Origin of the sequence: Paenibacillus sp. 2TAF8 (assembly GCF_052114825.1) — a bacterium.
Taxonomy (GTDB): Bacteria; Bacillota; Bacilli; order Paenibacillales; family Paenibacillaceae; genus Paenibacillus.
This window is the reverse complement of sequence record NZ_JBFRFN010000009.1, coordinates 63,614-79,127: the sequence shown is the minus strand read 5'-3', so window position 1 is coordinate 79,127 and position 15,514 is coordinate 63,614. Positions and strand designations below refer to the sequence as shown.

Genomic DNA, 15,514 nt, shown 5'->3' with positions numbered 1-15,514 from the left:
ATCGGAATACTATTCATAAATATTCAATATTCATTCCTTTTTTTCAAGCGCAGATGTGCACCGAAGGGTTTCCATAGAGAAGCGGATTGTGGTGTGATATACTGCTTGCAACACATGTCAGATTTTGAATCGTGTAAACCTTCAAGCAAGGAGCCAAAGCAACATGCAAATGATCATCGTAGACGACGAAGCACACTGGGTCGACAACCTGTTCATGACCAAACCCTGGCATACGCTCGGGATCGAACAGGTTCACCGGGCATACTCCGCTCGTGAAGCACTGCAACTCATTGAAACCCATCCTATTGATATCGTAATCTCGGACATTCAGATGCCGGAAATGACAGGCATAGAACTTATCGAACGCATCCGCATCCGGGACAAAAAAATAAAATGCATTCTCTTATCCGGTTATTCCGAATTTGATTATGCCAAGAAAGCCATCCAGTACGAAGCCGTGGACTACCTGCTCAAACCGCCAACCGATGACGAACTGATCGGCGCGGTGCAGAAAGCCATCGACCAGTTGAACAATGAATGGGCGCTTGTCAGCTCCCTATCACGGACACGGTTTACCCTGCGCGAGAATTTACCGCATTTGCGTGGACGCCTTTTGTTGGAGACATTACAAGGACGTCGGTTCTCCGCCAGCGAATGGGAGCGTAAGCTCGACAACTACGACCTGCCCTTCCACACCGGAGATGCCGCGCTGATGCTGGTTCGTATGGAGGAGTTCGGCCACTACGACAGCCACGATCAGACTCTGATCGAATATGCCATTATCAACATGGCGGAGGAGATCATGGGTGAGTTTATGCACGTGTGGGGCGTGAAGGAAGAGCACGGGTATGTTGTTTTTTTGCTGCAATTGAAAGAGGCGAACGGCGATATTGGAAAAGAAACCATTCTGGAGAAGCTCTCCATTCAGCTTCAATCCAAAGTAAAACAGTTTCTGAAAGGCTCCCTCTCCATTGTTATGACCGAATGGTTCACCTTCCCGGAACAGATCTACGATCGCTTCCGTCAGGCTTCCGCCTATTTCCGCCAGATCGTCGGGGACGAGCGTGAATTCGTCATGCGGGTGACCGATGTCGAAGCACCAGCGGCACAAGGTCCGCTGGACGTGCTGTACACACCGCCTACCTTCATTCAACTGCTGGAAAGCGGCCAATGGGATGCCGCCGAAGATAAAATCCGTGCCGTCTGCGCCGAGTTGGACGAGAAATGGACCGAATCCTGGGAACACTGTATGGAGGCGGGTTTTCTCATCACCGCTGCGTTCACGAACCTAGCTCATCGGAACAAGCTCACCTTGGCAGGTCTCATGGGCAGTGAAATCGAGCAGCTACAGAGCGGCGAAGTCTTCTCCACCATCGGCAAGCTGCGCAAATGGTCGCTCGGCGTACTCGCCAAACTCAAGGAAGGCACCTCCAACGAGGTCAAAGATACCCGGTCGGAATACGTGAAAAAGATTCAAGAGTTTACCGATAAAAACCTGCATCTCGACGTGTCTTTGCGTGTGCTTGCAGATCATGTGAATCTGCATCCAACCCATCTGTCCAAGATTTATAAGATCGAGACTGGCGAAGGCATCAGTGAATATATCGCGCGTTTGCGAATGGATCGAGCCTGCCACAAGCTGGTCACGACCACCAAGAAAGTATATGAGATCAGCCTAGAGATCGGCTATATGGACCCGGCGTATTTTATCAAAGTGTTCAAACGGCAATTCGGCGTGACACCCCAAGAGTACCGTGACCAGCATTAAACCAAACTTTTTCAACTTTCACTAAGAGAGTCCTATCGAAACTAACAAACTCATATAGATGCCCTCCTGTTCTACTTGGTACAGTTACAGTGTAAAGATCATACATCGTAGGGGGATTGAACAATGATCAAATTCAAAACATGGTGGTCCTTGCTCATGGTTATCGCACTCATCACCATCACTGCATGCGGCAGTGGCGAGTCAGCCAGCGAGAAAGGCACGAATGATACACAAGAGGCTGTCGGCTCTGCGGAAGCGGAAGCAGCGTTTGCCAAAGGAAAATACGATCCACCCATCGAATTCAGCTCCGTGCTGATGCCGAAAAAATACGCTCATGGCGATACCAAAGAGAACAACGTACATGACCGTTGGATGCTCGAAACGCTGGGCATGAAGCACAAAGATACGTGGTATCCGGCCACTGACGATCAATACAGACAGAAGCTGCAGCTGGCAATTGCGTCTGGCGAGAAACTGCCTGATTTCGTAACCGTGCCAACGAACGCGGTACTGACGAATCAACTGATCGACTCCGGTCAATTCATCGCAATTGATGAGCTGTTCGAGAAGTACGCAAGCCCGATTCTGAAAGAGCACGCGGCAGCACATCCTGAGCTGTGGTATCCGTTCACGAAGGACGGCAAAAAGTACAACATGCCAATCATGGAGTATACAGATAACGACGATACCCTGCTCTGGCTCCGCGAAGACTGGATGGAGAAGCTGAACCTGAAAGCGCCAAAAACCATCGCAGACCTTGAGAACATCATGGACAAATTCAAAAACGAAAACCCGGACGGCCTGTCTCCAGACAAAGTATTCCCGCTGGCGATCTCGCTCAAAAACAATACCAACACCTGGATGGGTGGACTCGACTGGTTGTTCGGTGCATACGGCACAATCGAGGAGCAATGGAACAAAGACGCTAACGGCAATCTGGAGTACGGCTCCGTTAATCCGGGGGCGAAACAAGCCCTTGCCAAGCTGGCTGAATGGATGGACAAAGGGTATATCCACGCCGACTCCGCGCTGTGGGACGAAGGCAAAACTGCTGAGAGTTGGACTGCTGGCAAAGCCGGCATTCTTCCCGGCGCAAACTGGGTACCGGATTGGCCTGCTCCAGACCTGCTGAAGAACGTACCTGGCGCAAAATACAAAGCCTACCCTGTTCCGGCTGGCCCAGACGGCAAGATCGGTACGAAGTGGCAGAACTCTGGCGTCAACGCAAGTATCATGATCAACAAAGACGCGAAGCACCCGGAAGCAATTTTCCTATATTACAACTATCTGCTGGATAACCTGGCGAACCCGAAAGCGGGCAGTCCGTACGAGTACGGCTTTGCGAAAGGGTACGACTGGGATGTCGTAGACGGTAAACCGACCAGTGACAAAGAGAAGATCAAAGACTTCTCCAACGAATTCCCGTTCCTGACCGGCCCGGCGCGTATTCCAGATCTGTACATGAAAACACTCGTGAAACTCGCGAGCGGCGAGAAGCCTGAAACACCTTACGAGAAACAAATCGCCGAATTCCGTAAACCGGAAAACTGGTATGCTGGTAAAGTCGTGATGTCCCAGATCGACATCCGCAAACAAAACTATTTCACAGGCGCAGCCACACCAACCATGGTATCCAAGTGGAACCTGCTCCGTCAGTCCGAACTCGAAACCTTCAACAAAATCATCTACGGCAAACTGCCAATCGATGCATTCGATCAATTCGTAGCCAACTGGAAATCCAACGGCGGCGACCAGATCACCCAAGAGGTGAATGATTGGTTCAAGTCTGTGAGTGGTAAGTAAGGATTTGTTTTTGGGAAAAGTAAAGCAGTAAAACCCGAGCCGAAGCAAGTTATTCACGCTTCGGCTCGGGTTTTTCAGTGTAGATCGGGGGCGCTCCCCCATGACTTATGGGTTCGCTTTAGTGGATCAAGCCCGTGCATGCTTACCAAGTTAATCTATGTAAGCATGCACGGGCTTTTCACACTGCTAAGTTCGTAAATCAATCTAGCGTTAGTCGGATTTATGTCTTTTCTCCACCAACATCAATTGACCTAACAAGGAAGCCGTTAGCTGAATGCCGTCTCGCAGCCCCTGCATGTATAACCGTTCATTTTCTATGCCTTTGCTGACAATGTAACGATTCTCCCATTCAGCATAATCGAGTGTCTGCTCAACATCTTGGCTAGCAAACAAAGCTTCAAACGCTTCGTCGGTTTCCCCACGTACACGACTCAGTTCAGGATCATGCTCGATCCGGGCAGTCACCTCATCCAGCCTTGCCTGAATCGCTCGCTGCATCCACGGCGGAAAATCCATAGCTTCTCCTCCCCTACGCATTATGTACTTCACTCATTGCCGTGCCACTCGACTATGTTTCGCCTTCGTTTCACTAACTCGTGCCACCAGTTCATCCACCCTTCGGCTCTGTTCCTGAACCGCAGAATTTTCCCACAACGGAATCGCTTGCTTCAAGGATGCCTCACCAAGCTGATTAAGCTTGCGCCGTTCCTCTTCCAATAAGTCAAGCAACCGGCTCATACATGCACCTCTCTGATGGGTCTAAATTGCACCATGTCTTGTTAATGCTAAACATGAGCATCATTTTAATGCGATTATCGGTTTATTTTATTTTAATTCGATATCCGCATTAAAACAACCATTATTTCTCATACAATTTGGTTGAAATGAGAGGTGTACATAATGAAGCATAGACAAGAACCACCTGGCGACAAAAATATTATCGGTTCCAGAGTGGTAGCTATCCGTAAAAGCAAAGGAATCAAACAACGTGAATTCCTAGCCAGACTCCAAACCTTGGGTTTGGATATCAGTCAAACCAGTCTCTCACGTCTAGAGGGTCAATATCGACTTGTTCAGGATTATGAAGTGGTGGTAATTGCAAAGGCTTTGGAGGTTTCTGTGGGGTATTTGCTTGGGGAAGTTTAGAATTCTATAAAAAACTGATAAATTTAGGTAGATAAGTCCACTTCTCAGTGAGAAAAGAAACAACTAAGTGTGAAATATTTAGAAACTGCGAGTTGGGTATAATGGTATCTAATCGTGATTTTCTAAAGATTTTTTCAGACTATTCTATGTAGTTTGACAGCCTATTCGATACGATTTACCCTAGACATAGAGTATTTACAGTATCTTTAGATTATAGAAGAACCTCCATAGATTGACATGCATTTTCCGACTCCTCCTTCTCCTAAAACGAGGTTTTGTGGGGAGTGCGAGCACTCCCCAAGGTTTTTCGGAGATAGAAGATGAAGTCTTCAGTCGTTCACTTATCACTTTGACAATATAACCACATATGCTAGAGTGAGTAATTACTCATTAGACTTTTCGAGAGGTCTGTCGTTTCTAGCTTGATGACGTTATATTAAATCTCCATAGACTAATTATAAATCTAACTTTTTATTCCGCTGTAGTTGCAACTTCAGTAGCTTCGTCATCTCCATTTTCTATAAACTCCAAAACTTCATCATTAACACCATTCTCTCTAAGTTCATCAGCAGTTCTTATATAAAAATTATTAGAATCAAGTAACTTTCCATAGGTACTATCAAAATCATTTGATATACCTAAGTTATCATTAGCAACAACAGTTATTCTGTAAATAATCGCTAGTTTTTCCTCGTCCTCTTCATCAAATGCTTTGTTGATATATTTTGATAAATTAACCCCACTTTTATCACCATATTTTTCTTTGAGGAATATTTCTAAATAGACTTTAGTTAATGAAACCATGCAAAGAATTAAACTTCTTCTGGGCTTTATAAGTCCCTTTTTTCGTGTTTCATCATCGAAATTTTTATAGCCGTGCTGGATTAAAAAATAGATACGAAAAGAAGCCAACATATCTTCATATTTTGTATTATCGTTGAAAATTTTCTCATATAATCCATCAGTATTATTTAATTGGGATACAAAAAATAAATTTCTGTTTTCAATAGCATCATGAGGATTCTGCAAATGAAATGCAACATATGCAGTTGCTATATTAAAATTTGATATTATTGAGATATTTTCAGGAATATCTTCTTGAATAAATTCTCCTCTTCTTCTTTGATACCAAAAGTTTGTACTGAATGATTCGTTTTGGATTCTAATCTGCTGCTCATCGTTTGACATAAAGTCAAATGCCCTTACTTCATTTTGTGAATTAGTGTACTTTGTAATAGAGAAATTAAAATTCTCATCACTAGATCTTATTAGTCTCATAGTAATACGTGCATCGGTATCCATTATTTCTCGTTGAATATTGTTTGCTTCTTTGTATGCCAAGTAAATTGAATAAACAGTCTGTGCACCATTAATAATCTGCAAACCAGTTATCTCAACCTGTTTAGCACCAATTCCAATTTCAGGTATTAATTTTGTAATTGCTGTTATTCCATTATTGAAATACCAAAATGATCCTGGTCTTTTTTCAAGTGTTTCTTTTATTTCCTTGTTATAACTAGATGAGATCAGAGGATTTCTAACATTTTTATAAAAAAGACCAAGTTTATATTGTTCAAACAACTCATAAATAGTTTTGGGCTTGATTATAAAAATATATGCTCTATTTAAACCGTTAAAATCAATCAGATCCCTGTCATGCTTATTTCCAAACCTTTCAATTTGAAGAGTGATCTTACTTTCTTCTGGATTATACTTATACTCTAAAGGATTTGTTGAGGAAAGTCCTTTAAATTTATATTCTATATAATCTCTCTTAATTTTATTAATATCAATTACATTTAATGAAATATTAGGTCCGTATGTCTTAATAAAACTTTGAATGTTATCTTCACAACTCGGATTAGATTTACATAATGACAGAAATATAAATTTCACTTCACCGTTAGATTCTAAATGCTTCTTTAATTCCTGATATTTTAGATTAAATTTATCATTTGTGGTACTTTTCTTATCACCTCTCAAAATCGTTTCAAAATCATTTAATGTATATTTTAACTCTGTAGCACTGAACATACTTTCACAGTTATTCTTATTATTCCATTTTGATTGAACTATATAAAATATTTTCTTATTATATGTATCTGTTTTAGAAAAAATAATATCACAAGAAGAATCGCCGTCTCCATCAGTAATAAATTCTTTAACTGAGATTGTCTGACCATAAAATTTTAAAAACCAGATTAATAGCGCATAGCTTTTCTTTTGTTGATCCTGTTTATATCTTTTAAATATTGGATCCTCACTATTTACTATTTCAGTTTCCAGTTCACTATTTAACAGTTCATAAAAATCCTTTACAATCATTTAAATCCTCCTATTTTAAAAATATCTCTTCAAAGTCCTCAACCATGTACTTTCTTAAGCATACTAAATCAAATCGATACAATTCACATAATACCTCATATTGTAAAATTTGAGAATAAAAATCTGGAATTTCCCTTTCTACACTCCATTCTTTTTATTATTCCTAGCAATTGTATGTAATACTAAGTTATCTTACGCCCAAATACCCCAGCCAGATTCCGACATCAAGCTAATAACAGCTTTACTCCCCCCCCTCACCCCAACAACGCCTGCTCGATTTGATCGACAATCCCATTGATCCCCATCGGCCCCTAGCAACCAATCCAAGTCGCTGCATCTACCGAGATATGATAGGCTGTGTCCGAGGTGTCTGCAACAAATAACTGTCAACCATATGTAGAAAAATACAACTCTTTCATCACTTGATCAAAGTTGTAGTTCCTGATCCCGATACACTTTCCTCGTTATCATGCCTGTATATTTCAATCTCGTGATTTCGATCCGTTGATCTGGCTGCATCATACTTAGGATATGACTATCTTTTATTAATATTTTTCGATGACCTCGCCCCAGCCCTTTAACGATGATGATATTTGTATCCTTCTTCACATCCACGATTTGTCCAATCGTTACGAATTGTTCTTGCTTCTTGAGATCAAGGTAGGTTAGCAGTCCAAGTATACAAAATATAATAAAACAAGAAATGTATAATCCAGTTGTCCATGCAGGGGGATGATTCACGAAGTAGTTTTTGACAATTAATTGCACGCCAATGATAAAAATAAATATTATGATGAAGCCAAATTGCATTTTCAATTTCTTTTTAGCTCTTTCGCTCATAGGCTCTCCTTCTAAATCTTTTGCTCCATATCCGTTCAATGTCCCACTCTCATTAATGGATCTTTGCGGAGATCAATCACAACGTCTGGATTTGAAGTATGATATACTACGTTACCAGGCTCTACTCGAAAAAACTCTTTATTCGCATCTTGTTCGGATACGGTACGAATTGGTGCAACTTCATCTACGATTTTTTTGTTATCTTCCTCATGATATTGAATAATGGAAACCAGGACAAATTGGTCAGGGAACAGTTCTCTTACTTCCTGCCATTTCATGTGTTATACCTCCTATTTTTCTTAATGGATCAACTTTCTATCATTTTAACATATACCCCTTACTTCATATATCGTCATGTATCATAACCTCCGATTTAGTCCAATGTATTCTCACTCGAGTATGTAAAATGTACAAAGAAACCGTCTCCTTTGTTATATGGTCGCTCTCGCTTCCATTTACTACGAAACGGTTTCTTTTGTTTTTCCCTCATGAAAAACTGCCTCTCAAGTCTAGGTCCGTCCTAACACGCCTTGGTTCCGCATCGCTGGAGCTTCAGTCACACCCATGATGTTCAACCTTTTATACCGCTAAATGTAATGCCGCTAATAAACGTCTTTTGAAGAAAAAAGAACAAAACAATGATAGGTAATGTCATCAAGGTGGATACGGCCATTAATAGACCCCATTCGGATCCCTTTTGACTCTGGAATTGCTGCAATCCGAGCGAAACCGTGTAGGATGGTTCATTGGTTAAATAGAGCAAGGGGCCCATGAATCAGTCCAGCTCCCCATAAATTGAAACAATGCCACGGCTAAAACGGCGGATTTGGCTAGTGGAAACATGATCTGTAAATATATGCGGAACTCACTAGCACCGTCTAAGCGGGCCGCTTCGCGCAGGGCATCAGGCAGTCCCATGAAAAACTGCCGCAATAGAAAAATGTAAATGGGCACTCCAAAAAATTGGGGTACAATCAGTGGAAGAGCGGTTCCTACCCAACCTAATTTAGTAAACAACAGGAATAGCGGAATCATCGTCACCTGTCCGGGAATCATCATCACAGCGAGGGTTACAAAGAAAAGCAAACCTCTCCCGCGGTACTCTAACTTGGCAAAACTATATGCAACCAAGGGACAGGATATGATCACACCAAGCGTACTCGCGATGGTTATAATCGCCGTGTTTTTCAGATACGTCCAAAAAGGGATATACTCCACGGCACGGGAATAATTACTCCACAGAATGGGATGCGGAATCCACTCTGGTGGGAATGTAAAGATTTGTGTGAGTGGTTTAAGAGAAGTCGAAAGCAGCCAAATGAACGGAGTAATGAAAAATGCAGAAGCAACAATTAGACATAAATAAGCTAACGCACGATTGATTCTTTTGATCGCGATAGGATTCATCCCTTACTTCCCCCTCCTTATTTCCCTTGATAATGAACCCAGCGTTTAGACGTAATAAAAATAATTCCGGTTAATGCCATAACGATAATAAATAAGATCCAGGCCATGGCGGAGGCATAACCCATTTTGAAATACCTGAATCCGTTCTCATATAAATACATGACGTAAAAAGTCATGGAATTCGCGGGAGTACCTTGCCCTTTGGTCAACGTATAGGGAAGAGTAAACTGTTGGAATGCACCGATCATCCCCATGACAAGGTTGTAGAAAATAACGGGAGTAAGCAAAGGCAGAGTTACCTTTCTCGTTTTCTGAAACCAGTTAGCTCCATCGATTTGTGCCGCTTCATAGTACTCATCAGGGATGTCTCCTAGTCCAGCAAGGTAGATAACGACCGCTTGTCCAATACCCCAGAGCGACATCAGAATGAGTGAGGGTTTGGACCATGACTCACCACCAAGCCAAGCGGGCCCATCGATACCGATATTCGCTAACATCGCGTTCACCAATCCGAAGTTTGGATGTAACAGCCACATCCACAGAACAGCCAGAGCTACTTGTGGCACGAGCGTAGGTAAGAAAAAGATCGTTCTGAATACAGCCATACCCTTGACCTTCATATTCAACATCATAGCGAGTGCCACACCGAAAAATATACTTAATGGAACAAAAAATACCGTAAAATAAATCGTGTTGTATATGGATTTCCAAAACAGAGGATCATGGAAAAGATCTCGATAATTATTCATTCCGACAAATTCACCAGGCTGTAGAATGCTGTAAGTCGTGAAGCTGAAGTAGATGGACATGAGCATGGGAATTGCATAAAAGCATAGCAGCCCTATAGCCCAAGGTGAAGCAAACAGCCACCCAATCACGTTAGTTCTGTGGAGCGCTCGTTTCCTTGCCGATGGAATTGCTTTTACTTGAACTGGATCGGCCAGTTTCGCCATGTACATTCTCCTTCCAATTGTCATTCATGAAATAGGCAAGGAGAAAGCTCGCTCCCTGCCTACCGAGCACTCTATTTGTCGTATTTTTCTAAAGCCTTATTAACAGTCTCTGTTACTCGATCCAGGTTCTCTTTCGGAGTACCGTTACCGCGGGTAGCCTTTTCCGTAGCGGAAGCTAACTCATTCCACAACAGCTGTCCTTCAGGAATAACCGGGCGGTTGTGTGAATTGGGCAAAATATTAATAAATTCCTTCATGATCGGATCGTCCTTGTAACCGTATTTGTCGTTAACCGAATCGATAACGGAAATTTGAGAGTCGGCGTTTAATAACGTTTGCCCCTCTTCTTTCCCTAAGAATTCGAGGAATTTCCAAGCAGCAGCGACGTTCTTGGCCCCTTTAGGAATAATAGCGGAGCCGCCTCCTGACCATGTCGTAAAATCCGCTCCCGTTGGAGTCGGTATCGGTGCAACGCCGTAATTTAGATCCGGCTTAAACTTTTCGATCCCCTTAACCGTAAAGTTTCCACTGATCTTCAAGCTGACTTGACCGGAAATGAAGGGATCCATTTCCTCCGTGCCAGCTGCGCTTGTGAATCCGGCAATATCCTCGACATTGTATTTTTTGCCGAAGTCGGTCATCCATTGCAGCGCTTCAACGACTTTAGGATCATTTGCAGTAATTTTGCCGGTGGCAGCGTCCTGGAATTCTCCTCCAAATGCCCACCCCCAAGTATAAAGCCAGCCTTGCGAATACCATGGGATGAACCCAATCCGTTTGAAACGTTTACCTTCCTTGATGGTTAACTTATCGGCGGCCGCTTCAAGTTCGGCGATCGTTTGCGGTGGTTTGTTGGGATCCAGCCCTACTTCTTTGAAATGATCCTTATTGTAAAATAGCAGGCGAGAATCCGTATCCATCGGCATTGCATAAAGCTTTCCTTGATAACTGGATTCCTCCCAAGCAAATGGATAATACATTTCCTTACGAATTCCGGATTCTGCTGCCATCGAGGATAAGTCAGTCAGCGAACCTTGCGCAGCCCAAGTACCGACCTTAAATCGGTCGAAAAGTGCAACATCAGGCGGATTGCCGCCTGCGACTGCAGTCAGCAGCTTCTGATCGGATCCCTCGCTGGATTCCGTATAAACCAATTTCATTTTGATGGTAGGGTTCTTCTCCTCAAATGCCTTCACGACTTTATTCATATTATCTAAATCAATGGAGGTAAGACCATGCCACATCGTAACCGTTGTATTCCCCTCTCCGGCCGGATCGCCGGAGCCTGCCTTCGTTGAGCAAGCAGTTAGAAGTAGTAACATAGCCAGAAAGTAAACAAGAATTGGAAATGCGATTTTTTTGGATCTCCTCATTCAAAGTCCCCCTTAAGTTAAATGAATTCGTTTAACTTGAATTCCTATAGAATCCACTTCCTTTTCTGATCAATCCACAATTTATGTAAGCGCTAACAAGATTGGTGATATGAACGATTTGAAATCAGAAAATGATGAACGAAGTGAATTGGTTATAAGAATCCTCCTAGTTACACTAGATATACTAAGTATATTAATATGACATCACAAATCATGTCAATTGCAATATTACGACATGAATATGTATGACGTATGACTATAATTAGATATGTGAATCGATGTTTCGAGGTTCGTTAATCTCTGGTCTCCCAACCCATTCCCTGATGTGAAACATGCTTTACCATAAGAAAAACGGCTATCGACATACTTCACAGAAGACAGACGACATTCTAGAAGAAGTTTTTCCTGCGATATCAGGTCCGGAAGGTCCAAGCTTTGAAGTTGTTCATATTTCTGATATCAAAAAAAAGTGCCGATAAGCCACTGGGGACTTCTCGACACATTGAAAAATATCCTTGATTTTGTTGAGTTGCACTGAGCTTGTATTAACCCTATGTGTTATTTTTCACGACCATACGATGTTCAATAATGTTCAGCTCGGGAACTGCTGCTCCATTCAGCTGAGAGATTAGCATATCCACTGCCAATTCACCCATCTGCTTCTCATCCTGCTTAATATGAGTGAAGATGGGTTGACCCAAGTAATCATTCAGGGAGTCGAAACAAACAATCTCGAATTCCTCCAGAGATTTCCCCATCGAGTGGATGACTTGAGCCAGCATGGTAGCTATTAGAAATTCCGACGCGACAAACGCCTTTACATCAGGGTGTTGTTTCAAAAAATGCTTTATTGTTTCCTTATCGCTTTCAATCGCTGTTCCATCTATGTTCATAGGAAGGGTGCCCTTCAAGTTCGTCAATACATAATCTTTGTTCAAATTCATCCCTTCCTGGGTGAAGGCAAACGTATATCCGAGCAGCCTTTCCTCCAATGTTGAAGTATTCTCTTCCGGCGGAGATAAAAAGGCAATTTTTTTATGGCCTTTGCTAATCAGATGTCGCGTAAGATCCATGGCTGCTTTCTTATTGTCTGTGTATACCGAACAAACCGGAATTCCTTTGAGATATCTATCGGCCAAAACAATCGGAAACCGATCTAATACAAGCCGAAGCAGTTCCGAATTATAGTGTTGACCATGAATGGGAGTCACGATTAATCCCTTGATGCCTAAACCAATAAACAAGTCGATCGCACGTTTTTCCTCATCCCGATCCCCGCAAGTTCGCTTGATAATGAGTTGATAATTGTGCTCAGCGCTCCGCTTTTCCATCGATCTAAGAAGCTGCAGGCCAAACTCGTCAGAAAAATCCGGTATAATAAAACCGATCAATCGCTTATCATCCTCCGGAACCAAGGTCGTTTTTACCTCTGAATAATGCTTCGGTTCTTGTCCTCCAATTATACTATCGGCCACAAATGAACCTTTTCCTTGTATTCGTTTGATAACGCCGGAATCGGCCAATTTCTCCAGAGCCTTTTTAGATGTAATACGACTGACGCCAAATTGTTCAGCCAACTCTTTCTCAGAAGAGACTCGGTCTCCTTCTTTTAATCGACCTTCTTTGATCTCTTGTACAATATAGACATATATCTGCTCGTATAAGTGCAATTCCACAAGACCACCCTGACATCATAATATTAATATACTAAGTATATTACACAAGAAGTCATTCGCAAAGTTAATCAGATTACCGCCGAACTTCTGTGGGCATGCAACATCTTAGTGGATGCCATGGTGTCCCTGAAATGTTTAAGAGATCCGAACGAGCTGACATTGAGGCAAGGCTGATCTACGAGCGAGGATAATGACGTCCATATGAAGGCATGACTTGGACAGGATCATCGGACTGGATGTGTTGAGATTGTTCCAATTTCCTAGCACGAAGCTGTGGGCAATATGCCAGTAACCCACATTCTCATTCAACGGAATGGAGATAATCTCTCCGAACTTTCGTGTATCTCTTTATGAATTATCAGTTAAATGTAATATAGTTGTAAATTTTTATAAAATTTACCTTTATCGATTTCGTATAGTGACATTTGTATGTAATGCATATACGTCAAACAATCTCGATTTTATATAATTTCTAGCATTGCATTACATAGCGTGAATAAGGCCTACTCCGCCTTCCTGCTAATTGTTGGTATTTTAATAGCAGGGGCTAGTCGATTTAGCACCACTACTAGTTCTACTAATGAATCGGGTACATACGTTATCCCTACTGAGGACGACAGTACATTGGAAGTTTCAATTGAAGAAACAGACAAAGAATACATTGTAACTTCTTATGTAAATGGCGAAAAAGAATCTCAAACATTTAAAAATAAAGAAACAAGAGATATGAAGACAATTGATAATGATGGGAAAGTAGAATATTCTAATGAGAGTGACTATATTGAAAAAGTTGCTCCAGATCCGATGATTAGTAACCAAGACTCTTTACTACTAGTGCTGCTAGTAATTGGACGTTTGTAGATTCAGCATACCATTCTAATCCAAATGTGAAGCAATGGGGTTATTTATATAATGTTGCTGATAAGATCACCAAAGCTATTACTGGTCAAGTTTATGGAAGATTTGCTGCACAAGACTTGGAAGTAAGATCTAACGGGAAGATTGGCCTTCGCAGTAAGCGAACGATCGTAGATGCTAAAGTGATTAATACAAAGAACGGAAAAGTTGAATGGGTACCAATTAGAGTTGAAGGCGAAGGAAGAAGTAATACTGATCTTTGCATAATCGGAGCATACAATGCTTGGCTTCTTAACTAAGAATATGTCGAAACAATCCACAAAATAAATATTTAAGATAAGTTGATGTCATTAATGCTTGGCTTCAACTACTTATTCAAAGGAGATATGATGTATAGAAGACTAATAATTATTGCTTGTCTGATAGAAGTGGCTTTTTTAATTTTTTTACAATATCGTTACAATAATATTTTAGATCTTTTTCCTTTCATTGGAGTGTTAGTTTTTTTCATGGTGCTGAGTTATTTCTTAAAAGTTCAACTAAGTAAAAAACGTAAAGAAATAGTACTTTTTTTACAAACACTCTTCTTAATATTTATTCCAATTTATACGATAACTACACTTCCTCAATATACGTATGAAAGTGCGGTAGATAAGGTCACTCAGAACCTAGAAGAACCTTATGTGGTTAATAAACAGAAGAATACGTTAATTGAAGATGAATTTAATGAGTTTAAAAAAGGTTATATGTTCTCAGTTGAAAAAAATTCAGAAGTATCTTCATACGTTTTTGATCCATGGACTGGTAATTATCATGAAGTACAAGATTGAGATAAGACCGGCTAATCGGTTAAATTGATGTAGAGCTTTCTATCATGTAAAAATTGTTTTTAAGGCCTTAAGAATGATGAAAATTACTTTTAAGCATCGGTTCGCCGATTCTTTTTTTCTTGCACATTCTTAGGCTTCCTATCATGCATACCTGCAAATACAAGACCGCGCAACATGAATATGATGTTAAGTGATGTTCCTCCAAATACTCAGGAAACTTAATCTCCCAAGTCCATACATCCAGTGGGTTTTTAATTCTGAATATACGCAGTGCTACACATAATGAAAGCAAACCAACCATCGTTTAGAATAAAAAGGGTCTTCTTCATCCCACAAGGAATCCTACGGTCTTCCACTGCAATTGAAATGTGTAGCATGATCCACTCACCACATGACAGGCAAAAGAAGCTCTAATGTGGCAATCCTCGCCATCCATTGCAAGCTCCCCTTCCCCTCCATATACCAGCAACAGCACATTTGAAGCTAAATCCGTTTCGTGTAACACACTACCTGTCTGCAAGGTACTATCATATTT

The 15,514-nt window shown here is 41.5% G+C and carries 14 protein-coding genes; 5 read left to right on the top strand and 9 right to left on the bottom strand.

The window, feature by feature from the left end; genetic code table 11:
- Window positions 1–163: 163 nt before the first annotated feature.
- Together AB4Z30_RS15235 and AB4Z30_RS15230 are read left to right on the top strand one after the other, a co-directional pair.
- Window positions 164–1,768 (top strand): response regulator transcription factor, encoded by a 1,605-nt coding sequence (locus tag AB4Z30_RS15235; RefSeq protein ID WP_441927788.1) that lies wholly within the window; start codon window positions 164–166, stop codon window positions 1,766–1,768.
- A gap of 123 nt (window positions 1,769–1,891) precedes the next feature.
- Window positions 1,892–3,571 (top strand): ABC transporter substrate-binding protein, encoded by a 1,680-nt coding sequence (locus AB4Z30_RS15230; protein ID WP_441927786.1) that lies wholly within the window; start codon window positions 1,892–1,894, stop codon window positions 3,569–3,571.
- 210 nt (window positions 3,572–3,781) lie between these two features.
- On the opposite strand, the gene AB4Z30_RS15225 is transcribed toward AB4Z30_RS15230, so the two are convergent.
- On the bottom strand, window positions 3,782–4,087 hold the full coding sequence (locus tag AB4Z30_RS15225; protein WP_441927784.1) for a hypothetical protein: 306 nt from the start codon (window positions 4,085–4,087) through the stop codon (window positions 3,782–3,784).
- Window positions 4,088–4,120: 33 nt separating this feature from the next.
- Window positions 4,121–4,309, bottom strand: a complete 189-nt coding sequence (locus AB4Z30_RS15220) for an aspartyl-phosphate phosphatase Spo0E family protein (RefSeq protein WP_441927782.1) — start codon at window positions 4,307–4,309, stop codon at window positions 4,121–4,123.
- 162 nt (window positions 4,310–4,471) lie between these two features.
- On the opposite strand from AB4Z30_RS15220, the gene AB4Z30_RS15215 reads away from it, so the two are divergent.
- Complete coding sequence (locus AB4Z30_RS15215) at window positions 4,472–4,717, top strand: helix-turn-helix domain-containing protein (protein ID WP_441927780.1); 246 nt, start codon at window positions 4,472–4,474, stop codon at window positions 4,715–4,717.
- A 471-nt stretch (window positions 4,718–5,188) separates the two neighbouring features.
- Here the strand turns inward: AB4Z30_RS15215 and AB4Z30_RS15210 are convergent, their stop codons facing one another.
- The 7 genes from AB4Z30_RS15210 to AB4Z30_RS15180 all read right to left on the bottom strand — a co-directional run bounded on the left by AB4Z30_RS15210 (window position 5,189) and on the right by AB4Z30_RS15180 (window position 13,291).
- Window positions 5,189–7,042 carry an AIPR family protein gene (locus AB4Z30_RS15210; RefSeq protein ID WP_441927778.1) on the bottom strand — a complete coding sequence of 618 codons (1,854 nt, stop codon included), beginning with the start codon at window positions 7,040–7,042 and terminating at the stop codon, window positions 5,189–5,191.
- A 426-nt stretch (window positions 7,043–7,468) separates the two neighbouring features.
- Window positions 7,469–7,882 (bottom strand): hypothetical protein, encoded by a 414-nt coding sequence (locus tag AB4Z30_RS15205; protein WP_441927776.1) that lies wholly within the window; start codon window positions 7,880–7,882, stop codon window positions 7,469–7,471.
- Window positions 7,883–7,917: 35 nt separating this feature from the next.
- Window positions 7,918–8,160 (bottom strand): hypothetical protein, encoded by a 243-nt coding sequence (locus tag AB4Z30_RS15200; RefSeq protein ID WP_441927774.1) that lies wholly within the window; start codon window positions 8,158–8,160, stop codon window positions 7,918–7,920.
- A gap of 472 nt (window positions 8,161–8,632) precedes the next feature.
- The gene (locus AB4Z30_RS15195) at window positions 8,633–9,289 is read right to left on the bottom strand and encodes a carbohydrate ABC transporter permease (protein ID WP_441927772.1); all 657 of its coding nucleotides are present in this window, start codon (window positions 9,287–9,289) and stop codon (window positions 8,633–8,635) included.
- 17 nt (window positions 9,290–9,306) lie between these two features.
- Complete coding sequence (locus AB4Z30_RS15190; protein ID WP_441927770.1) at window positions 9,307–10,242, bottom strand: carbohydrate ABC transporter permease; 936 nt, start codon at window positions 10,240–10,242, stop codon at window positions 9,307–9,309.
- 71 nt (window positions 10,243–10,313) lie between these two features.
- On the bottom strand, window positions 10,314–11,615 hold the full coding sequence (locus AB4Z30_RS15185; RefSeq protein WP_441927768.1) for an ABC transporter substrate-binding protein: 1,302 nt from the start codon (window positions 11,613–11,615) through the stop codon (window positions 10,314–10,316).
- A gap of 551 nt (window positions 11,616–12,166) precedes the next feature.
- Window positions 12,167–13,291 (bottom strand): GntR family transcriptional regulator, encoded by a 1,125-nt coding sequence (locus tag AB4Z30_RS15180; protein ID WP_441927766.1) that lies wholly within the window; start codon window positions 13,289–13,291, stop codon window positions 12,167–12,169.
- Window positions 13,292–13,915: 624 nt separating this feature from the next.
- Here AB4Z30_RS15180 and AB4Z30_RS15175 point away from each other — a divergent pair.
- Both AB4Z30_RS15175 and AB4Z30_RS15170 read left to right on the top strand, forming a co-directional pair.
- Window positions 13,916–14,152 (top strand): hypothetical protein, encoded by a 237-nt coding sequence (locus tag AB4Z30_RS15175; RefSeq protein WP_441927764.1) that lies wholly within the window; start codon window positions 13,916–13,918, stop codon window positions 14,150–14,152.
- Window positions 14,153–14,535: 383 nt separating this feature from the next.
- A complete protein-coding gene (locus AB4Z30_RS15170) occupies window positions 14,536–14,979 on the top strand; it encodes a hypothetical protein (RefSeq protein WP_441927762.1) in 444 nt (147 codons plus the stop codon).
- Window positions 14,980–15,514: the final 535 nt, after the last annotated feature.

Coding starts and splice junctions, on each gene's coding strand:
- AB4Z30_RS15185 (WP_441927768.1), bottom strand. CDS start 11,615: ATGAGGAGATCCAAAAAAATCGCATTTCCAATTCTTGTTTACTTTCTG.
- AB4Z30_RS15200 (WP_441927774.1), bottom strand. CDS start 8,160: ATGAAATGGCAGGAAGTAAGAGAACTGTTCCCTGACCAATTTGTCCTG.
- AB4Z30_RS15170 (WP_441927762.1), top strand. CDS start 14,536: ATGATGTATAGAAGACTAATAATTATTGCTTGTCTGATAGAAGTGGCT.
- AB4Z30_RS15230 (WP_441927786.1), top strand. CDS start 1,892: ATGATCAAATTCAAAACATGGTGGTCCTTGCTCATGGTTATCGCACTC.
- AB4Z30_RS15205 (WP_441927776.1), bottom strand. CDS start 7,882: ATGAGCGAAAGAGCTAAAAAGAAATTGAAAATGCAATTTGGCTTCATC.
- AB4Z30_RS15195 (WP_441927772.1), bottom strand. CDS start 9,289: ATGAATCCTATCGCGATCAAAAGAATCAATCGTGCGTTAGCTTATTTA.
- AB4Z30_RS15220 (WP_441927782.1), bottom strand. CDS start 4,309: ATGAGCCGGTTGCTTGACTTATTGGAAGAGGAACGGCGCAAGCTTAAT.
- AB4Z30_RS15210 (WP_441927778.1), bottom strand. CDS start 7,042: ATGATTGTAAAGGATTTTTATGAACTGTTAAATAGTGAACTGGAAACT.
- AB4Z30_RS15190 (WP_441927770.1), bottom strand. CDS start 10,242: ATGGCGAAACTGGCCGATCCAGTTCAAGTAAAAGCAATTCCATCGGCA.
- AB4Z30_RS15215 (WP_441927780.1), top strand. CDS start 4,472: ATGAAGCATAGACAAGAACCACCTGGCGACAAAAATATTATCGGTTCC.
- AB4Z30_RS15235 (WP_441927788.1), top strand. CDS start 164: ATGCAAATGATCATCGTAGACGACGAAGCACACTGGGTCGACAACCTG.
- AB4Z30_RS15225 (WP_441927784.1), bottom strand. CDS start 4,087: ATGGATTTTCCGCCGTGGATGCAGCGAGCGATTCAGGCAAGGCTGGAT.